The following is a 19,935-nucleotide window of genomic DNA, read 5'->3' on the forward strand; positions in this document are numbered from 1 at the left end:
TGCGGTTTAAAAAAATTAGATGAACAGACGAAACTTCATATTGAAGAGTACACTTGTTACCACCGGCAGTTTCCTTGCCGGAAAGATTGCATTATTCCCTCAGACGTTTGCCTCAGAAGAAGAAACTACTATTAACCTCTATGAAATATTCCGCAAACCAACTCTTAACTACCACCCGTTTGTGCGTTGGTGGTGGAACGGGAATAAGGTTGAAGCAGGTGAGCTAATCAGCGAACTCCGTCTTCTCAAAGCTGCCGGAATAGGAGGAGTTGAGATTAATCCCGTTGAATTCCCAAAAAGATCTGAGGGGGATGATCTTGGGAAACCCTCTCTGAAATGGCTTAGTGAGGAATGGATTGATATGCTTTCTGTAACGTTCAAAGAGGCTAAATCGCTCGGTCTGACCTGCGATCTCATTGTCGGTTCAGGCTGGCCTTTTGGTGCAGAGAATCTTCAGGGGGAAGAAAGATCTCAGGTTGTTGTTATTGCCGTTAAGAAAATAACAGGTCCGGCTGAATATGAAATATCGAAATTCGAACTTTTTAAAGAAGCAGATCCGGCTGTCAGTTCTCCCTTTCCTGGCAGGACAATGGAGCTTCTTTCCCTAAAGCTTGTCACGGATCCTCTGATCAACATTAATAATGTAATTGACCTGCATGATACTATTAATAATGAAGTATTTAAAATTTCCATTCCCGAAGGAAAACATGCCCTTTATGCGCTCATAAGGATTGATGGATTTATGCAGGTTATCAACGGGGCTCCCGGAGCAACCGGTCCTGTTCTGAATCATTATAATGAGGCTGCCGTTAAGAAATATCTGACCAGGATGTCTTCTGCAATTGAATCAAAAACAGGAAAACTTTCAGGTCATATCCGAGCGCTCTTCACCGACTCACTCGAGCTTGAAGGAGCCAACTGGTTTGATGGAATCATGGACGAGTTCAGGAAAAGAAGAGGATATGATATATTCCCATGGCTGCCATTTGTGCTTTTCAAAACCGGTGCAATGGGTAATGTTACCGATTTCAAATACGGTGTTACAGTGTCACCTGAACTTGAAAAGGATCTTTGCCGCATGAGATATGATTTTGAAATCACAAAGGCTGAGCTGCTTGAAGAAAGATTCATAAAACCTTATACTGCCTGGTGCAGAGAACTAAACGTAAAATCAAGGGCTCAGGCTTATGGTCGGGGTTTCTTCCCGCTCGAGAGCAGCTTTGATTATGATATCCCCGAGTCTGAATCATGGACAATGAACTGGCTGAAACATAAAGTAGGGGAAGAGATGCCAGAGGAAGATTACAGGCGTGGCAGGGCTTATACAATGATTAATAAATTTGTCTCCTCTGCAGCAAACCTTACAGGGAAAAGGATTGTAAGCTGTGAGGAGATGACTGACACCTACACTGTTTTCAACACTTCGCTGGAGAACCTTAAAATAGGTGGCGATCAGAGTGCTATCACAGGAGTTAATCATAGTGTTTTTCACGGATTCAACTACTCACCTCCGGAGGCTCCCTATCCCGGATGGATAAGATATGGCGGCTATTACAATGAGAAGAATACCTGGTGGCCCTGGTTTCATCTTTACAATGATTACAAAGGAAGGATGTCGGCACTCCTCCAGAATGTCACAATGGTTACTGATATTGCCATACTGCCACCCGTCGAGGATATGTGGAGCCTGATCGGATCGCAGATGGAGCCCTTTCCGTCAATTACTCATGTAGAGTATATGACACTTGTATGGGAAGCAATGAATAAGAACGGACATGGTTGTGATTATGTCTCCCAGAATATTATCAGCCAGTCACTAATGAAGGAGGGATTCATGTCATTTGGCCCCAGGAAATATCATAGTATCTTCCTCATACAGGTCGACAGTCTGAATTCAGCAACTGCAGATAAACTCCTAAACTTCATTGCAGAAGGAGGCAGGATTTTTTGCATAGAAACAATTCCATTTAAATCTCTCGGGTATAAAAACTATCCCGAAGAGGACCAGAAAGTAAAATCTCTTGTACAGAAGATGAAATCATTTCCCGATCGGTTTATCTTCCTGAAAAAGCCTGAAAAGAATTTTATTTCATGGTTCACTGAAGTTCAGAAGAATTACAATCTTAAACCGAACGTTCTTATTGAAAAACCTGACCCATACGTATATCAAAACTGCTACAAAGCTGATGATGGTTCGGAAATGATTTATCTGATAAACTCTCATCTGCATAATTCGTATCAGTCAACAGTTACTTTCTCTCCGGAAATTACAAGGGGCAGAAACGGGTGGATCTGGGAGGCAGAAACCGGGAATCGTTACAGAATTTTCCCCGATAAGAATAACAGCCTTGAAATTGACCTTGGTCCGGCAGAATCGAGGATCTTCATTTTCGACAAAAACAGTAGCGGAACCAAGTGGAAACCATTACCCGTAAATGGTTCGGCAGAGATAATTTTAATGGAAGGATGGAAGGCAGAATTCATTCATTGCCGGGATGGATCTGGCAAAAAGACTTCAATGAATATATTACAGGATCTTAAGGATTTGCCTGAGTTTGCAGCCTTTGCCGGAACAATCACTTACAGTAATACGGTTGAAATAATTGATCCTGAAAATATTATAATCAATCTGGGAAAAGTATACGGACTCTCTGAACTTAAAGTAAATGGTGAGAATTGTGGGGCAAAATGGTATGGCAGAAGAATTTATAATATTGGAAAACAACTCCGGAAAGGATCAAATATTATTGAGATAACCGTCGCTACTTCAATGGGCAACTATATGAAATCACTTACTGATAATCCTATCGCCCAGTACTGGACAAATGAGAAAAATAAGATTCAGCCGGTTCAATCAATGGGATTAATTGGTCCTGTAACTTTATACAAAAAATCATGAAAATTTTGCCACCAAGACACTAAGACACCAAGGGACACCAGGAATACAAACAAAGTGACATTTCCTTTGTGCTTCTTCGTGCCTTAGCGCCTTGGTGGCAAAAAAAAATCAAAATAAAATAAATACCCAATGAAAACAACCAAATCTCTACTTCTTTCGATTATGCTGCTTGCCTCTGTTGGGCTTAGTGCGAAAGACTACAACGCTTCAATGTTCGGTGTAAAATCAAACGGAACAACGATGAATACAAATTCGATTCAGAAAGGGATTGATTTTGTAAGTGAAAACGGCGGAGGACGTCTTGTTTTTTATGTCGGCAGATACCTCACCGGGACAATCCACATGAAACCAAATGTTACTATTCAGCTTGAGGAAGGTGCCATCCTGGTAGGTTCTCCGAATCCACTCGATTATGAATTCATTTCGAACTGGACTGCACTGATATTCGCACATAATGTGAATAACATTGGCATTACCGGGAAGGGAGTTATTGACGGACAGGGATTTACTGTGGCTACCAATCTTGTGGATCTGATTCATAAAGGAGTTATAAAAGATCCTCTCAAGTATGATCGTCCCTGGGAAGGACGACGGCCGCAGAATATCTATTTCAAAGGATGCCGGAATGTACGGATTGAAGGTATAATCCTGAAAGATCCGGGAAGCTGGAATCAGCAATACGATCAGTGTAAAAACGTTATTGTTAAAGGAATAACAGTAGACAGCAAGTCGTACTGGAACAACGACGGAATTGACATCGTAGACTGCGACAGCGTAAGTGTTACAGACTCATATTTTGATGCTGCAGATGACGGCATATGTCTGAAATCGCATAACGCTGATTTCATTTGTCAGAATGTTTATATTCATAATAATACTATCCGCACAAGTGCAAATGGGATTAAATTCGGAACAGCATCTCTTGGCGGTTTCAGGAATATTAAAATAATAAATAACCTGGTCTTTGATACCTACCGTTCAGCAATCACCTTCGCAGCCGTTGACGGCGGACTTGTTGAAAATGTTATAGTTGACAGCTTGCGGTCGATCAATACAGGAAATGTTATTTTTCTTCGTATCGGCGAACGCAGGGCAGGTAAAAAGGGTAAAATGAGTAATATAAGTATTTCAAATGTCTATGCGGAAGTCCCATCAACCAAACCGGATGCAGGATATAACTATGAAGGTCCGGTTGAGGATATGCCAAGAAATATATCCCCATCATCAATCGTTGGCATGCCCGATGCAATCATTGAAAATGTGACATTAAAAAACATTGAAATAAATTACCCGGGAGGAGGAAATCCCGAATTCGCCAAAATCGGATTGGATGAGCTTGACAAGGTCCCTGAGATGGGTGCCAGCTATCCGGAGTTTTCAATGTTCAAAGAGCTTCCTGCATGGGGCATTTATATCAGACATGCAAAAGGAATCACAATGGAGAATGTGACTCTCTCTTGCGGCAAGAGAGACTACAGAACACCCATTGTACTCGATGATGTAAAAGGTGCTGATATTAAACTGCTGAAAGTAAATGAACCCGGAGGCAATAAGCAACCGGTCTTTTCATATAAATCAGAAAAAGTGGTGATCCGCTAACCGGTAAGTTCATTTATTATAATCTGTAAACGCAAAGGATTGCCAACGATCCATATTTTGTCGTTCACTTCAAAAACAACGTTTGATTCGGGATTCAGTATTCTTTCTCCGTTTCTTTCAATACCCACAACCAGACCTTTTGTACGTTCACGTATGCCTGAGTCTCTGATGGTTTTGCCTGTAAGTGAAGACTTTTCTCCGATAGTAAAATGATTAAGAGTGACTTTCTGCTTAATATCCGGCACTTTTTCCCTGGCTACAGATGATTCGAGAAAGATCCTGAATTTTTCAAGCTGCTCGTCGGTACCAATTACCATCAGCTTATCGCTCGGATATAAGTGACTGTCGCGGGTCGGAACATTAATCAGATAATCTCCGCGCTCAATTGCAGCAATGTTGACACCGAAGTCCTCTCTGATTTGCGACTCTTCGAGCGTTTTTCCTGCAAGGGGGGATTTTATACCAAGTTCAAAAGAAGCAAGGTGTGTATCCCATGGCGTAAGTATTTCATTCCCCTCTTTTGCTTTTATTTCCCGTTCATTCAGGTTATCAAGAAACCTCATCTCAAGCTCTCCGTAAAACGCTTTCAACCTCCTTGACAAAAAAGCCAGTATAATGATAGCAATAACAGCTCCCGAAAATGCAACAATTGTAGGAAACAGATAATCAAGAAGAAATCCGATATAAAACACAGCGAGACCAACCTTGGAAAAGCCCATTATTATCAGCGGACCCCTCTGTGTATTTCTTGCCCATACACTTTTATAATTCTGGTTGTGTGGTCTCCGGAAGGCAAGTGCCCATAGAAAAGGAGATAACGCTATCAGACAAACTGCCACAGTAATAAACTTGCTGCTATTGTATTCGGAGAATAAAGGGGCAATTATACGGGTGCCAAGGAGAATGATCGCTATAATTATCACTGAAAATATAACTATATTGATAACATAAGATCTGATTACCTTCTTCCATTCTGTGATCTCGGCAATATTTTGAGCTCCAACACTATAGGAGGCCATACTCTTCTTCCATTTATCAGGCAATAACTTCTCTATCCGCCTGAATACCGGATCGGAGAGTTTTATCATAAAGGGTGTTGTGAAGGTTGTCAGCACTGAAACAGCAACTGCAACAGGGTAAAGAAAGTCGCTGGTCACATTCAGTGTGAGTCCCAGTGTGGCGATGATAAAGGAAAACTCCCCTATCTGTGAAAGGCTCATACCTGATTGAACAGCGATTTTCAGAGGTACACCGGCGACAAGAGCTCCAAGCGTAACAAACAGCGGCTTCCCGAATAATAATACCAGAGTAGCTGCGAGAATTGGAATTATGTGTTCAACAAGCATTGCCGGATCGATCAGCATACCAACCGACACAAAGAAAATTGCACCGAAAAGGTTCTTGACCGACTTTGTAATTTTTTCAATTTTTTCAGCTTTTGTTGTTTCGGCAAGAATAGATCCCATTATAAAGGCACCGAGAGCGGGTGAGAATCCGGCATATGTTGCCAGCACCACCATAAGAAAACAGAGCGCCAGCGAAATTATAAGTAATGTTTCCTCGGTGATTAATGAACTTATCTTCCGGAAAAATGTCGGAAGAAAAAATATTCCTGAAACAAACCACAAAACGAGGACAAAAGCAAGCTGCAAAATCGATTTAAACATCTCTGCCCCGGCAAATGTCTGACTTACAGCAACAGTTGAGAGCAGTACCATAAGTATCACAGCAACAAGATCTTCAATAACCAGTACTCCTGTTACAATTCCGGCAAATTTCTGATTTTTAACCCCCAGTTCATCAAACGCCCTTATGATAATTGTTGTTGATGCAATAGCCAGAATTCCTCCCAGAAAAAGACTGTTAATGTTATTCCAGCCTAATAGTTTTCCAACACCAAAGCCCAGGAGCATTGTAAGAGTCACTTCTGTAAAAGCAGTGATTAATGCCACACCACCTACCCTCGCCAATTTCTTAAAACTGAATTCAAGTCCAAGACCAAACAGCAGGAATATTACTCCGATATCAGCCCATGTTTTGATACTGTCGGTTTCAACTATTGTAGGGAATAACTTAAAGTATGGTCCGACCAGAAATCCGGCAATAATATAACCCAAAACCACAGGCTGCTTCAGCTTTTTAAAAAGCAATGTTACTATAGCTGCCGAGCCAAGTATAAGTGCAAGATCGATTATTAACGGCGGAACGTGTAGCATCCTTAATATCTCTTTAAATACCCGAAAATGTCTATTATAGCGTAATATTTACATCTAGTTTCAGGTAATAGTTAGACCTGATTAGGGAGTGCAAATATGAAACCGGTTATTGATAAAAGGAAAGAGTAAGAAAATATTTTTATTTCATCACCTTCCTCAAAACACCGAAAACTCCCCTGATAAATGTGGCACTCGTAAGCACTTTAACCATCTGATCCTGTGGTGTTCTGGTGCTCCTTGATGATGATCCGGGCTTCTGATTCCCCCATTCTCCCATTCTCCCCTTTCCGCTGTCTCGGAATCTACGCTGCGCTTCGATCTCCTCTTCTTTTCTTCTTGCATCCTCTGCAGCAGCCTCTTCCAATTGAGTAACTTTCTTACTCAATATCTCATAAGCGCTCTCCCTGTCAATTGTCTGTCCATATTTCTGAACCAAAACAGAATATTTGTTTATCGATGCAATTTCAGCAGGAGTAAGGATATCCATCCTGCTCACAGGAGCTCTGAGCATTGTAGCAGCAAGTGGTGTTGGAATTCCTTTCTCATTAAGAGCTGTAACAAGGGCCTCGCCAATACCCAGACTGGTGATTGTTTCATCTGTTTTATAAAATTCAGATATAGGATAGTTCTCAGCAGTAAGCTTAATTGCCTTACGGTCAATAGCCGTAAATGCCCTTAGTGCATGCTGCACTTTTAGTCCGAGTTGTGAAAGAACTCCATTTGGAACATCAGTTGGATTCTGTGTAACAAAGAATATACCCACTCCTTTTGAACGGATAAGTTTCACAATGTTTTCAATCTGCTCAAGAAGAGCCTTGCTTGCCTGGTTGAAAATAAGATGTGCCTCATCGATAAATATCACGAGTTCAGGTTTTTCTGCATCTCCCTTTTCGGGCATCTGGCTGTAAATCTCAGCAAGAAGTGAAAGCATAAAAGTAGAAAACAGTTTTGGTTTGTCCTGAATATCTGTGAGACGTATGATGCTTATATATCCATTACCGTTCTTGTCGGTACGCATAAGATCGGCTATTTCAAAAGATAGTTCACCAAAAAACAGATCGGCACCCTGCTGCTCAAGCTCGATAAGCTTCCTTAGAATAATTCCGGTGGTAGCAGTTGAGATCTTGCCATAATCATTTTCGATCTCTTTCTTTCCTTCTTCTGTTATATACTGGATCACCTTCTTCAAATCCTTAAGATCAAGCAGGGTAAGTTTCTTATCATCGCAATACTTGAAAATCACCGACATTACACCTTCCTGGGTATCATTCAACTCAAGTATACGTGCGAGCAGCACTGGTCCGAATTCAGAAACTGTAGCCCTGAGCCGCACACCTTCCTGCTTTGAAAGAGACATTAATTCAACCGGGTACCCTTTAGGTGAAAAAGGAAGGTTCAGTTTTGCATGTCTTTCTGTAATAAATGGCTTTTCCGTCCCGGGCATTGCGATACCGCTTAAATCACCTTTTACGTCCATGAGAAGTACAGAAACTCCTTTTTCAGAAAGCTGCTCGGAAAGAACCTGGAGTGTTTTTGTCTTTCCGGTTCCTGTTGCCCCTGCTATCAGTCCATGCCTGTTAAGTGTTTTGAGAGGTACTTTTACCTGAGCTGCTCCGATTGTTTCTCCGTCTAAAATTGCACTTCCAAGTGCAATATAATCTCCCTTACAGGAATAACCGTCATTTATATGTTTTAAAAATGCGTCTGTCTTGCTCATATTCAGTGCTTTTGCTATAATAAAAATCTTAATATTTTCGCTTGCAATTTAATAGTTTAAAAACAAAATACGAAATCCTTTAACCGCAGAGAAACGCAGAGAAAATCTTTGAGAACCGCAGAGTTCCTGATGATGAATTTTTGACTCAGCGGCTCTCCATTTTTTCTCAGCGAATCTCTGCGGTAAAAATGTTTTTTAGATTGATAAAGAGTAACTACTTTTATAATCAGGAATAGATACTTATAATAAGTTAATGTATTGCTAAACAAAACTCTCTGATTTGGGTTTGAATAATAAAAACTTTTAAAACTAAATACATGAAAACAAAACTCTTAATGTTTACACTGTTAGCATTATTTATAACATCAGTAGTTTCAGCCCAGGTAACTGATGCTGAAAAAGCCTTGCGTACTGTAAAAACTGACACAACACAGGGATGGAAAAATGGTGGTGTATTTGCTATAACTCTAGCCCAGACTTCCTTAAGTAACTGGGCTTCCGGAGGACAGAATTCAGTTGCTGTTAATGGAGTTTTTAGCGGTTTTGCAAATTATAAAAAGGGAAAATCTGTCTGGGACAATTCTCTCGACCTTGGCTATGGTCTTCTGAAACAGGGAGAAGATGATTTCAGAAAAACAGATGACAAAATTGACTTTCTCTCTAAATACGGACAGGAGGCATTTAAGAACTTCTATTATGCCGGACTGCTAAACTTTAAAACACAGATGACTCCGGGTTACAATTATCCGAAGAAAGAGACTATATCAGACCTTTTTGCACCGGCCTATCTTCTTGTTGCTCTTGGAATGGACTATAAACCAAATGCTTATTTCAGTGCCTTTATTGCCCCATTAACTGCAAAGTTCACTTTTGTTACTAACGATTCTCTGTCAAATAAGGGAGCTTTCGGAGTAACTCCCGGGGAAAAAGTAAAAAGTGAAGCCGGAGGTTATGTGAGAGTTATTTTTTCAAAAAATGATTTCAAAGCTGAATATCTGAAAAATGTCTCCTTCACAACAAAAATAGACCTCTTTTCAAATTACGCTCATAATCCTCAGAACATTGATGTAAGCTGGGAAAGTCTTATTGCAATGAAGGTTAACAAGTATATCTCTGTTAATTTCAATACGCACCTTATTTATGATGATGATATTAAGATCCAGTTTGATAAAAACGGAAGCGGTGTTATTGAAGATGGTGAGGGCGTAGCATCAAAGGTCCAATTTAAAGAGATTTTTGGAGTAGGTTTTTCCTATAATTTTTAGCAATAATACGCAGACTAATTAATTCAATATTGATTATTCGTAGAGCCACAATGCATTGTGGCTCTACATAAATAATTCCATACAATGAAATCTAGATCCTTGTATTTTATTGTTTTGTCAGTTGCAATAATTTCGATAAACAATCTCTCCTCATTCGGTCAAAATCTTCCCTCCGGAATGAAAATCTGGTTCAACAATCCTGCAGAAAATTGGAACGATGCATTACCGGTCGGAAATGGAAGACTAGGGGCAATGATTTTCGGGAATGTTGAAAACGAACGTATTGAAATAAATGAGGAATCTGTCTGGACCGGTCAGGAACGCTGGGATGCAAATCCTGATGCGCTTAAAAGCCTTCCAATAGTTAGGAAATTGCTTTTCGAGGGGAAGTACAAAGAAGCAGAGGAACTTGCACAAAAGGGAATTCTCGGTCAAAAACCACGGAACCCAACCGCAACATACCAGGCACTTGGAGATATATATCTTAAATTCGGTCCTCAGCGCGGACTTTCAAACTATCGCAGGGACCTCGATATTAATGATGCAGTTGCCAGGGTATCATACACTGCCAACCAGGTCAATTATCTCAGAGAAATCTTTTCAAGCGCCCCCGATCAGGCTATTGTTATTAGATTAACAGCCGACAAGCAGGGCTCTCTTTCATTTACAACCAGGATCTCGCGAAAAGGTGGGAAGCCTGCTATAGTGGCAAAGGGAAATGAAATCAATATAAATGAACATGTTGGTGATGGCATTGGTGTAAAAATGGCAGGAAAACTAAAAGTAATATGCGATGGCGGTACAACAAGTGCAGGAGGTGACAGCATAAGAATTGAAAAGGCAAACTCGGTCACTATTTTCATGACAGCGGCAACTGACTATTTTGGAACAGACCCGCTTGTGACATCCGGAAATCAAATGGAAAAAGTCGCTGATAAACAATATTCTGAACTAAGAAAAAATCATATAGCCGATTACCACTCTTTGTTCAATCGGGTGTCACTCGATCTGGGATCTTCGGATGGAAATTATTTTTCTACCGATGCACGAATTGCAGCTATGCAGAACGGATATGTCGATACCGATCTGATAGAACTTTATTATCAGTTCGGAAGGTATCTTCTTATAGGCAGCTCACGTCCGGGCGGATTGCCTGCCAATCTCCAGGGAATCTGGGCAGACGGGATGCAGCCGCCCTGGAGTGCAGATTATCATATAAATATTAACATTCAGATGAATTACTGGCTCTCTGAGCTAACAAATCTCGGAGAGTTGCAGGAGCCTTTCATAGATTTTATAAATGCCCTCCGTCCAAATGCCCGGAGAACAGCAAAAGAAGTTTATGGAATGAAAGGCATTGTTGCTCATTATACAACTGATCCCTGGCATTTCACAGAACCAACAGGCGCAATAGTCTATGGTATGTGGCCAATGGGAATTGCATGGAGTTGTCAGAATATCTGGGATCATTACCAGTTCGGAGGTGACAAAGAATACCTACGATCAAAATCATATCCCATTATGAAAGAGGCGGCCGAGTTTTGTATGGACTGGCTGACAGTAAATCCAAAAACAGGTTACCTTGTTTCCGGTCCCTCAGTTTCTCCCGAGAACAGGTTTAAAATCCCGGGGGGAACAGGCAATGCAAGCATGGTTATGGGCCCGACCATGGATCATATGATTATACGTGATCTGCTTCAGAATACTATCGAAGCGGCCAACTTACTTGGACTTGATAAGCCGCTGGTTAAAAAAATGGAGAAGACTCTGGGGAAACTGGCACCTATCCAGATCGGTAAAGATGGGCGTCTGATGGAATGGACAGAGGAGTTTGAGGAACCCGAACCCGGACACAGGCATATTTCTCATCTGTACGGACTTCATCCCGGAAATCAGATAACAGAACAGAAGAATCCTGAATTCCTCAAAGCCGCACGAAATACAATCGATTACAGGCTTGCTAACGGTGGCGGTCACACCGGCTGGAGCCGAGCCTGGATCATTAACTTTTTTGCTCGCCTGAAAGATGGTGATAAAGCGTACGAAAATGTACTAGCATTATTAAGAAAATCAACCCTCAATAATCTCTTTGACAACCATCCTCCTTTCCAGATAGACGGGAACTTTGGAGGTACAGCAGGAATAACCGAGATGCTATTACAAAGTCATGCAGGTGAGGTAGAACTTCTGCCTGCTCTTCCAACTGACTGGAAGAAAGGTTATATCCATGGAATAATGGCAAGAGGCGGATTTGAAGTGGATCTTGACTGGGAAAACGGAAAACTTAAACAGGCAAAGATCATCTCAAAACTCGGTAATCCCTTAAAATTAAGTTATGCCGGGAAAATCATTGAAATCCCTGAAACAGAGAAAGGCAAAACCTATCTCTTCGGGAAAGACCTGGCAGCAGTTAAATAATCCTTCTGGTAACCACGGACTTAAGTCCGTGGTTACCGGAAGTGCCATTAGTAGGGCTTTAGACCAAAACCTTCTTAAGTCAGATCTATGTATCAACTTGTAATTATGCTATTATTCCTATATCCTAGTTAATAAAAAAATTTGCGTATAGCACTGACAATCTTATATTTAATTGAGATTGCACCTAATAACTTAATAAAACTCTAAAATAAATTTGGATATTAATGTTATTTATTTCTAACTTTGTGTTAGTTTTATATAACTAATTGTTAGAATTAAATAACTAATATTAAATGAAATGAAAAAATCAGTTATTGTCTTTATGGTCGCAGCATTAGTGCTTTTGGCAACGATCCTTTGGATACTTTCATCATCCGGGGTTTTAAAAACAAATGATTTTGGAAGTATATTGGTAGTTTTTCTTCTGTTGGTATTTGCTCTTTTTATCGGATTTAAAAGGCTGCGCAGTGCAAGGAGAGGTGAGCCTGCCGAAGATGAACTTTCAAAAAAAGTAATGCAGAAATCTGCATCACTCTCTTATTACATCTCCATTTACATGTGGCTCGCAATCGGGTATTTTTCTGAAAGTCTTGATTATGAAATTCACACGCTTATTGGCGCCGGGATAATAGGAATGGCATTAACATTTGCAGTCTGCTGGTTGATATTTAACTTCGGGGGGATAAAAAATGAATAACAGGATAAAAGAACACCGGGCAAGATTAAATCTTACCCAGGATGACCTGGCAAGAAAAGTGAATGTAAGAAGGGAGACAATTGTATTTCTCGAAAAAAATAAATACAACCCCTCTCTGAAGCTTGCCTATGATATTGCAAAAGTCTTTGATTCAAAAATTGAAGAAATTTTTATTTTTGAGTAAGAATTCAAACTATGAAAAGATTATTCATCCTGATAACATGTCTGTTGTTGTTTTCAAACCTGATATCGGCACAGCTAACTCTTGAAATTGAAGTGACCGGATTGCATAATAACACCGGCAGCCTGATGCTTCAGCTATTTGATGAAAATGAAAAAATAATTACTCAGGAAATGGGTCAGATCAGGGATAGCGTTTCAATATTTTCTATACAAAATCTTAAACCAGGGAAGTATGCAGTAAGGTATTACCAGGATGAAAATCTGAACGGTACGATGGAGACAAACAAATTAGGGAAACCTACTGAAGGTTATGGATTTTCAAACAATGTGATCGGGAAATTCGGTCCGCCTCCTTTTGAAAAATGGATATTTGAGTTGAAGGAAGATAAAAAACTACAACTCAAAATTACTTATTGATCCCGAATAGATTTTAACCACGGAGGAACACGGAGTCCCGATAGAAATCGGGATCACGGAGAAACATGGAGAACACCAAATATAGCTGGTAAAAACAGTGTCCCTCAGCGAAAACTCCGTGAAACCCTTAGATTAGCAGGGATTATTGAGTTTTAAATTATTTTTATTTATATAATTGATTTACATTGATTTAAGTTCTTTTATTTAATTGACGAATTTTGTATAAAAACCAACCGGTATGGTAGAATTAGTCCGTGCACAAAGTTTGAAGACTTATACGGAGATTAAATCCCATACCGGTGTTTTGAACAAGCTTCAAATAGAAATTAAGGCTTTAGGCCTATTATCAGGGGCTTGAGTGTGTTCAGAACATGGTTTTAAACATATAAAGTTAATTAAAAAATGGAAATCATGTTTACAAACTTTGTTGGTATCGATGTGTCTAAGTCCAAGTTTGATCTGGCTCTTATCAAGGGTCAAGACAAGGATCATGTTATCCAGGGAGTCTTTGACAACACTCAAAAGGGAATTAAAACCATGAGTAAGTTCCTAGAGAAAGAACACCACGTTCAATTACCTGAGACCATTTTTTGTATGGAGTTCACAGGCGTTTATTGTCGTCCATTAACCAGTTTTTTTGTTGAACAAGACTGTCATGTTTGGATTGAGATGCCTGTAAATATAATACGATCCCTAGGCCTTCAGCGAGGCAAGAACGATAGAGTTGATGCACACAGGATAGCTCTATATGCGTACAAGAATAGAGATGATATAAAGCTATGGAAACCTCAGCGTGACGTTATCTTACAACTTCGGGATCTTTTAGCTCTTCGGGAAAGATTAATCACCTCTCAAAAGGCATTGACAAACCCTATTGAAGAACTATTAGCTATGGGGGCTAAAAGTGCAGCCACAAGTGTCCGCAAAAACTGTCAGAAAACTTTATCAGCTATCGAAAATGAGATCGCACAAATCGAAAAGAATTTGGACGATATCATTAAAGATGATACTCAACTTAAAGAGCTCTTCCAACTTGCAACATCTGTTCCTGGAGTGGGAAAACTGACAGCTTTATTTATGATCTGTTTTACCAATGAGTTCTCAATGTACACTAACCCTAAGCAGCTCGCATGCTATTGCGGCGTGGCCCCGTTCGAACACAGCTCCGGGTCAAGTGTAAGAGGAAGAACCAGAGTTAGCCATATGGCGAATAAAGTACTTAAACGAATGCTCCATATGGGGGCAATGTCGGTAATCTCAAGAGATCCTGAATTACGCAATTATTATCAACGAAAAGTAGCTCAGGGTAAAAACAAAATGCTCGTGATAAACGCTGTGCGTAATAAGATCATTCACAGGTTATGTGCAGTCATCAAACGAGGATATGCATACCAGTCAGAAATTATTTTCAAAGAACGTTTGGTGTTATCATAGAAATCTCCGTGGTAATTTTTAGGAAAATATTAATTTGCGTCTCCAAAAATGGGACAAATCCTTTTTTTGCAAGTCTTTAGTTCAGTTTTTTAAGAATATTTAGTCTGAGGTTATATGATCGGAAAGAAATCCGTTGTTATTATAGGAGCAGGGATCGGAGGAATTACAACTGCTGTTTACCTGGCAAAAAATGGATACAATGTTGAAGTATATGAAAAGAACTCCTCTCCCGGAGGCCGCTGCGGCCAGCTGATACGCGATGGTCACAGGTTCGACCTTGGGGCAACTATGCTCATGATGCCGGACATCTATCGTGAGGTATTTAAATCGCTTGATATCCCCCTGTTTGAAAACAGCGACATTACCCCTCTGGAGGATTTATACAAAATCTATTTCGATAATAATGAAGTTATTACATTCTCTCCCGATCAGGAGAAAATGAAGGAACAACATGAAAAGATTGAACCGGGCAGTTTTAGTAAATCCCGGAAATATGTTACCGCCGGTTATGAGATTTTTCAGATTGGAATGAATAAGCTTATTGGCCGTAATTTTGACAATATTTTCCAGTTTGCCAATCTAAGGAATGTTGGAATGCTTATTAAACTGAAAACGTATATCTCGAACTGGGCTTATGCAAAAAAGGTTTTTAAAAATCAGCATCTTCTGATGGCTTATACATTCCAGAATATATACGTTGGCCAGAGTCCGTTTAATTCTCCTGCCCTCTTCTCTATGGTACCTGCCGCGGAACTTACTGAAGGCTCGTTTTTCCAAAAGGTGGCATGTTCAGTATCGTACAGAAATTAATTTCGGCGGCTGATTCTCAGGGTGTCATATTCCATTATAATAAACCTGTAAAGAAGATTGTGACTAATGGGAAAAAAGCTGAGAGCATCATCCTTGAAGATGATTCTGAAGTTAAAGCTGACATTATTGTTGCCAATGCTGATCTGCCCTATGTATACCGCAAGCTTTTGCCCGATCGAAGAAAGTCCAAAAGCTTGACAATCTTAAATACTCCTGCTCAGCCATCTGTTATCACTGGGGCCTTGACAAAGTTTATCCCCAGCTGGGACATCACAGTGTTTTCCTGTCGGACGGATTCCGGGAAGGTCTGGATAAGATTTTCATCGACAAATCAATAAGTGATTCACCGAGCTTTTATATTCATGCTCCCACAAGGAGTGATCCGTCTGCAGCACCGGCAAACCAGGATACACTTTCATTTATAGTTGGAGCCGGTCATGTCGATAAAATGAAAAACAGGACTGGGATGAACTGAAGAAGTCAACACACGCAAGGCTCTGATTAAAAGACTTAAGCAACTTGGAATGAATGATATTGAGGAACATATAAAATTTGAAATATGTTATACTCCTGAGAGCTGGGAAAATGCTTGTAATATAACAAGAGGCTCAGTCTTTGGGAGTGTGGGACATAACATAATGCAGATGGGATATTTCCGTCCACATAATCAGCACTCAAAATATAAAAATCTCTATTTTGTCGGGGGAAGTACACATCCGGGAAACGGGATCCCGAATATTCTGCTTTCTGCAAAACTGACATCTGAAAGAATCCTGAACAATTAATATCTTTGATATATCAGAAAATAATAAATGAACTCACAGACAGATAAATTTCTTGACATATTCGACTCAATTGATTTTCATAAAATAAAGGACCATCCCAACATTCTAATTGCAGCTAATTTCTGGGAAGCCGACAGATATTGTGCTGCCAAGACATGTTACAAGTTTATGCGGGCAATCGACGACATGATCGATAACCATAAAGCTAAAAACAAACTTATTGAGCCGGGAGAAAGGAAAGAATTTGTTGCAAATGTTCAGGATTGGCTCAGGATGATTATTGTTTCTCAGGAATGCAACCCGATGCAGGCTGAATTGATCGAAACAGTGGAGAAGTTCAGGATCCCGCTATGGCCTATGGAGGCTTTTGCCAAATCGATGATTTACGATATTAATAATGACGGATTCCCTACACTCGAATCATTCCTTGAATATTCTAACGGTGCATCAGTGGCGCCAGCTTCAATATTTGTCCATCTTAACGGATTACAAAAGGTTAATGGCACATATCAAAATCCTCCTTTCGATGTTAAGTGGGCAGCAACTCCTTGTGCAGTGTTCAGCTACCTGGTTCATATAATGCGTGATTTTCAGAAAGATCAGTTAAACAACCTGAGCTATTTTGCGGATGATCTGATAATTAAAAACAAATTGTCAAGGAGCAAAATGCAGGAATTTGCACATGGCAAGCCGGTTGACAGTAACTTCCGGAATCTTATGAGGCAATACTATAAGCTGGCAGATGAATACAGAATCAAAACCTATGATATAATAAAAGAAATAAGGCCTCTCCTTGAACCACGGTATCAGTTAAGTCTCGAGATTATTTTTGACCTTTACCTTATGGTGTTTGAGAGAATCGACATTGAGAAAGGAAAGTTCACAACAGAAGAACTTAATCCGACACCGGAAGAAACCAGGGAACATGTTCGTAAGACTATTCTTAAATTTGAATTATCCTGAGACATCATTATTTCAATCCATTCCTTGCAGAACTAAATGTTTCGTTGTAAATTCGGTGTGTTTTAATTTTTCACTCCGATAACTCAACAAACTGATTATGCTTAAAAACTATCTCAGATCAGCTCTTAGATTTATTAGACACAATAAGGTATTCGCCGGAATTAATTTAATGGGCCTATCGATTGCTCTTGCAGCTTCTTTTATAATGCTGCTTTATGTTATTAATGAACTAAGCTACGACAGGTCGCACAAAAACAGTAAAAGAGTTTTCCGTGTCCTCAACTACTATGTCGATTTCAAAAACACACAGTCGGGCACTCCATATGTCCTGGCAAGTGCCCTGAAGAATGAATTTCCACAGGTGGAGAAATCCGCCACAACAAGGTATTTGCGTGGATTAAGTCTTAAACTTAAAGATGCAACAGTATTTACCATAAATGATGCTATTGCAACAAATTCCGACATATTCGATATTTTTACCATTCCCCTAATTGGCGGTCTGTCAGGGAATAATCTTCTGGACGATGATAATTCGATAGTCCTTTCAAAAAGTATGGCCGAAAAGATTTTCCCCGGACAGGATCCTGTTGGTAAGGAGATTATCGGAGTAGTGAACAATACTGATCAGGTATTTATTGTAAAGGGTGTATTTGAAGATCTTCCCGAAAATTCAACATTCAGAACACAGTGCCTGGTAAACAGGAAATGGACTCTGGATCCTATCAACAAATCTTTCGGGATAACAAATGCTGATGTAAACTATACAATGAATTTCTGGATTACATGGGTACTTCTTTCAAAAGATGCCGATACTAAATCTCTTGAAAATCAATTCAGGGAATTTGAAGCAAAGAATATAAGTGAAAAGCCTCAATACCAGTACTCACTTCAGAATCTGGGCGACATCTACCTCGGTTCTGCCAATGTTATGAATCCGGGAATTACAGGAAACAAAAAAAATGTGAAACTCTTTACCGCAATTGCATTTCTGATAGTACTGGTGGCAGCAATCAATTATATAATACTCTCAACTGCGGTCTCAACCGGCAGGCGCCTGGAGATTGGTATAAGAAAAACATTCGGCGCAATAAACCGGAGCATAAAAAAATCAACTGCTTATCGAATCGGTATTGCTTGCACTTATGGTGCTGCCAATCGCTTTGATACTAATGAAGCTTGCACTTCCTTATGCAGGGAAACTCTTTCAGACCAGATTGAATATTATCAGCTCGAATATTATTGTTTATGTTACAGTTTATTTGTCACTGACAATTATTATTGGTATTGTCTCTGGTCTGTATACCTCATCCTATCTTTCAGGTTTAAAGGTTATGGATATTCTCAAAAGTTCTGTTCATACCAGTAAGGCAAAACAGTATTTCCGTTCAGCTCTCATTGTTCTTCAGCTTGTCATTTTCTGTTCTTTTGTTTCCGGAACCCTTATTATTCGTTCGCAGTATAAATATGCCCTTGGTAAAGACCCTGGTTATTATAACAAGGATATACTGATAATTGAGCTGGGACGCAATTTCAATGGATATTCAGCATATATCAACAGTATAAAAACAAATCCTAACGTAATAATGGCCGGAGGTGTTATGGAAAACTTCCGATGCAGGGATCAATGTCATCAATGTATCCTCATTTTCAGGATAAAACACTAAAGGTAAAGGTTGAAGGTATGGCGGTAGACTATAACTTTATTAGTACCATGGGAATAAAAGTACTTGAAGGCCGGGAGTTCTCACAAGAGTTTGGTAGCGATTTAAAACAAGGAGTGATGCTAAATGAAGCAGCGGTAAAACAGCTTGGAATTACAGATCCGCTTGGTAAACAGATAGGCGGTGCAACAATAATCGGAATAGTAAATGATTTCAACCTGCACTCTATTCATTCCGACATTCCTCCAATTTCGATTCACATGACTGACAAATATATACAACAGGTCGCAGTGCATTACAAGCCCGGAACACTTAATGCCATTCTTCCAATGCTTGAAGCTGAATGGAAGAAAGCGGCACCCGACAGACCTTTCAGATATACTGCTATTGAAGACCTCATTAAAAACATTTACTCCTCGGAAAGGAACTTAAGTACAATTGTGTCAATTTTTGCACTTTTTACCCTGCTTATTGCTGCATTCGGATTATTTGGACTCACTCTGTTTGTGTCCCGGTCAAGAACAAAGGAAATAGGAATAAAAAAAGCATTCGGGAGTTCAGGACAGGCTATTATTATGTCATTTCTTAAAAATAACCTCGTCCTTGTAGTCATTGCTTCCTTTATTTCTATCCCTGTGACGATCTATTTTATGTCGGGATGGCTTAGCAATTTTGCATACAAGACTCCAATAAGCTGGTGGTTTTTTGCAGTCTCATTTGCAGTGGCGGCAACAGTTGTTCTTTTCACAGTATACTTTCATTCCTACAAAGCATCAAGGATTAATCCGGTAAAAGCATTAAGATATGAGTAAAAAATCGTTCCCGAAATAAGTGGTATTTAACCTCTTAACTCCGGTCTCCGGTCTCCGGT

General features: G+C 39.8%; 17 protein-coding genes. 15 read left to right on the top strand and 2 right to left on the bottom strand.

Annotated elements, in window-relative coordinates:
• The first annotated feature begins 19 nt into the window (after positions 1 to 19).
• Together IPJ16_01050 and IPJ16_01055 are read left to right on the top strand one after the other, a co-directional pair.
• Positions 20 to 2,899: a glycoside hydrolase family 2 gene (locus IPJ16_01050; GenBank protein MBK7625786.1), complete on the top strand. Its 2,880-nt coding sequence runs from the start codon at positions 20 to 22 to the stop codon at positions 2,897 to 2,899.
• Positions 2,900 to 3,028: 129 nt separating this feature from the next.
• Positions 3,029 to 4,498, top strand: coding sequence for a glycoside hydrolase (locus IPJ16_01055; protein MBK7625787.1), 1,470 nt, complete (start codon positions 3,029 to 3,031; stop codon positions 4,496 to 4,498).
• Here IPJ16_01055 and IPJ16_01060 read toward each other — a convergent pair.
• Positions 4,495 to 6,714, bottom strand: a complete 2,220-nt coding sequence (locus IPJ16_01060) for a cation:proton antiporter (GenBank protein MBK7625788.1) — start codon at positions 6,712 to 6,714, stop codon at positions 4,495 to 4,497. The genes IPJ16_01055 and IPJ16_01060 overlap by 4 nt on opposite strands.
• 139 nt (positions 6,715 to 6,853) lie before the next feature.
• Positions 6,854 to 8,431, bottom strand: coding sequence for a DUF853 family protein (locus IPJ16_01065; protein MBK7625789.1), 1,578 nt, complete (start codon positions 8,429 to 8,431; stop codon positions 6,854 to 6,856).
• A 317-nt stretch (positions 8,432 to 8,748) separates the two neighbouring features.
• On the opposite strand from IPJ16_01065, the gene IPJ16_01070 reads away from it, so the two are divergent.
• The 13 genes from IPJ16_01070 to IPJ16_01130 all read left to right on the top strand — a co-directional run bounded on the left by IPJ16_01070 (position 8,749) and on the right by IPJ16_01130 (position 19,876).
• Entirely contained in the window at positions 8,749 to 9,696 is a 948-nt protein-coding gene (locus tag IPJ16_01070; GenBank protein MBK7625790.1) for a DUF3078 domain-containing protein, read from the top strand.
• A gap of 84 nt (positions 9,697 to 9,780) precedes the next feature.
• On the top strand, positions 9,781 to 12,114 hold the full coding sequence (locus IPJ16_01075; protein ID MBK7625791.1) for a glycoside hydrolase family 95 protein: 2,334 nt from the start codon (positions 9,781 to 9,783) through the stop codon (positions 12,112 to 12,114).
• A 298-nt stretch (positions 12,115 to 12,412) separates the two neighbouring features.
• Complete coding sequence (locus IPJ16_01080; GenBank protein ID MBK7625792.1) at positions 12,413 to 12,811, top strand: hypothetical protein; 399 nt, start codon at positions 12,413 to 12,415, stop codon at positions 12,809 to 12,811.
• Entirely contained in the window at positions 12,804 to 12,995 is a 192-nt protein-coding gene (locus tag IPJ16_01085; GenBank protein ID MBK7625793.1) for a helix-turn-helix transcriptional regulator, read from the top strand. Before IPJ16_01080 ends, IPJ16_01085 begins: the two co-directional genes overlap by 8 nt.
• Before the next feature lie 11 nt (positions 12,996 to 13,006).
• Positions 13,007 to 13,411 carry a DUF2141 domain-containing protein gene (locus IPJ16_01090; protein ID MBK7625794.1) on the top strand — a complete coding sequence of 135 codons (405 nt, stop codon included), beginning with the start codon at positions 13,007 to 13,009 and terminating at the stop codon, positions 13,409 to 13,411.
• Between the two features lie 411 nt (positions 13,412 to 13,822).
• Complete coding sequence (locus tag IPJ16_01095) at positions 13,823 to 14,845, top strand: IS110 family transposase (GenBank protein MBK7625795.1); 1,023 nt, start codon at positions 13,823 to 13,825, stop codon at positions 14,843 to 14,845.
• Between the two features lie 114 nt (positions 14,846 to 14,959).
• Entirely contained in the window at positions 14,960 to 15,655 is a 696-nt protein-coding gene (locus IPJ16_01100) for an oleate hydratase (GenBank protein ID MBK7625796.1), read from the top strand.
• Positions 15,631 to 15,993, top strand: a complete 363-nt coding sequence (locus IPJ16_01105) for a hypothetical protein (GenBank protein MBK7625797.1) — start codon at positions 15,631 to 15,633, stop codon at positions 15,991 to 15,993. Before IPJ16_01100 ends, IPJ16_01105 begins: the two co-directional genes overlap by 25 nt.
• Before the next feature lie 186 nt (positions 15,994 to 16,179).
• A complete protein-coding gene (locus IPJ16_01110) occupies positions 16,180 to 16,440 on the top strand; it encodes a hypothetical protein (protein ID MBK7625798.1) in 261 nt (86 codons plus the stop codon).
• Positions 16,441 to 16,467: 27 nt separating this feature from the next.
• A complete protein-coding gene (locus IPJ16_01115; GenBank protein ID MBK7625799.1) occupies positions 16,468 to 17,403 on the top strand; it encodes a squalene/phytoene synthase family protein in 936 nt (311 codons plus the stop codon).
• Between the two features lie 169 nt (positions 17,404 to 17,572).
• Complete coding sequence (locus IPJ16_01120; protein ID MBK7625800.1) at positions 17,573 to 18,769, top strand: ABC transporter permease; 1,197 nt, start codon at positions 17,573 to 17,575, stop codon at positions 18,767 to 18,769.
• Entirely contained in the window at positions 18,735 to 19,067 is a 333-nt protein-coding gene (locus IPJ16_01125) for a hypothetical protein (GenBank protein MBK7625801.1), read from the top strand. Before IPJ16_01120 ends, IPJ16_01125 begins: the two co-directional genes overlap by 35 nt.
• Positions 19,016 to 19,876 carry an FtsX-like permease family protein gene (locus tag IPJ16_01130; GenBank protein ID MBK7625802.1) on the top strand — a complete coding sequence of 287 codons (861 nt, stop codon included), beginning with the start codon at positions 19,016 to 19,018 and terminating at the stop codon, positions 19,874 to 19,876. The genes IPJ16_01125 and IPJ16_01130 overlap by 52 nt, the downstream gene beginning before the upstream one ends.
• The last annotated feature ends 59 nt before the right edge of the window (positions 19,877 to 19,935 follow it).

It is taken from the genome of Bacteroidales bacterium (assembly GCA_016709865.1).
Taxonomy (GTDB): Bacteria; Bacteroidota; Bacteroidia; order Bacteroidales; family VadinHA17; genus LD21.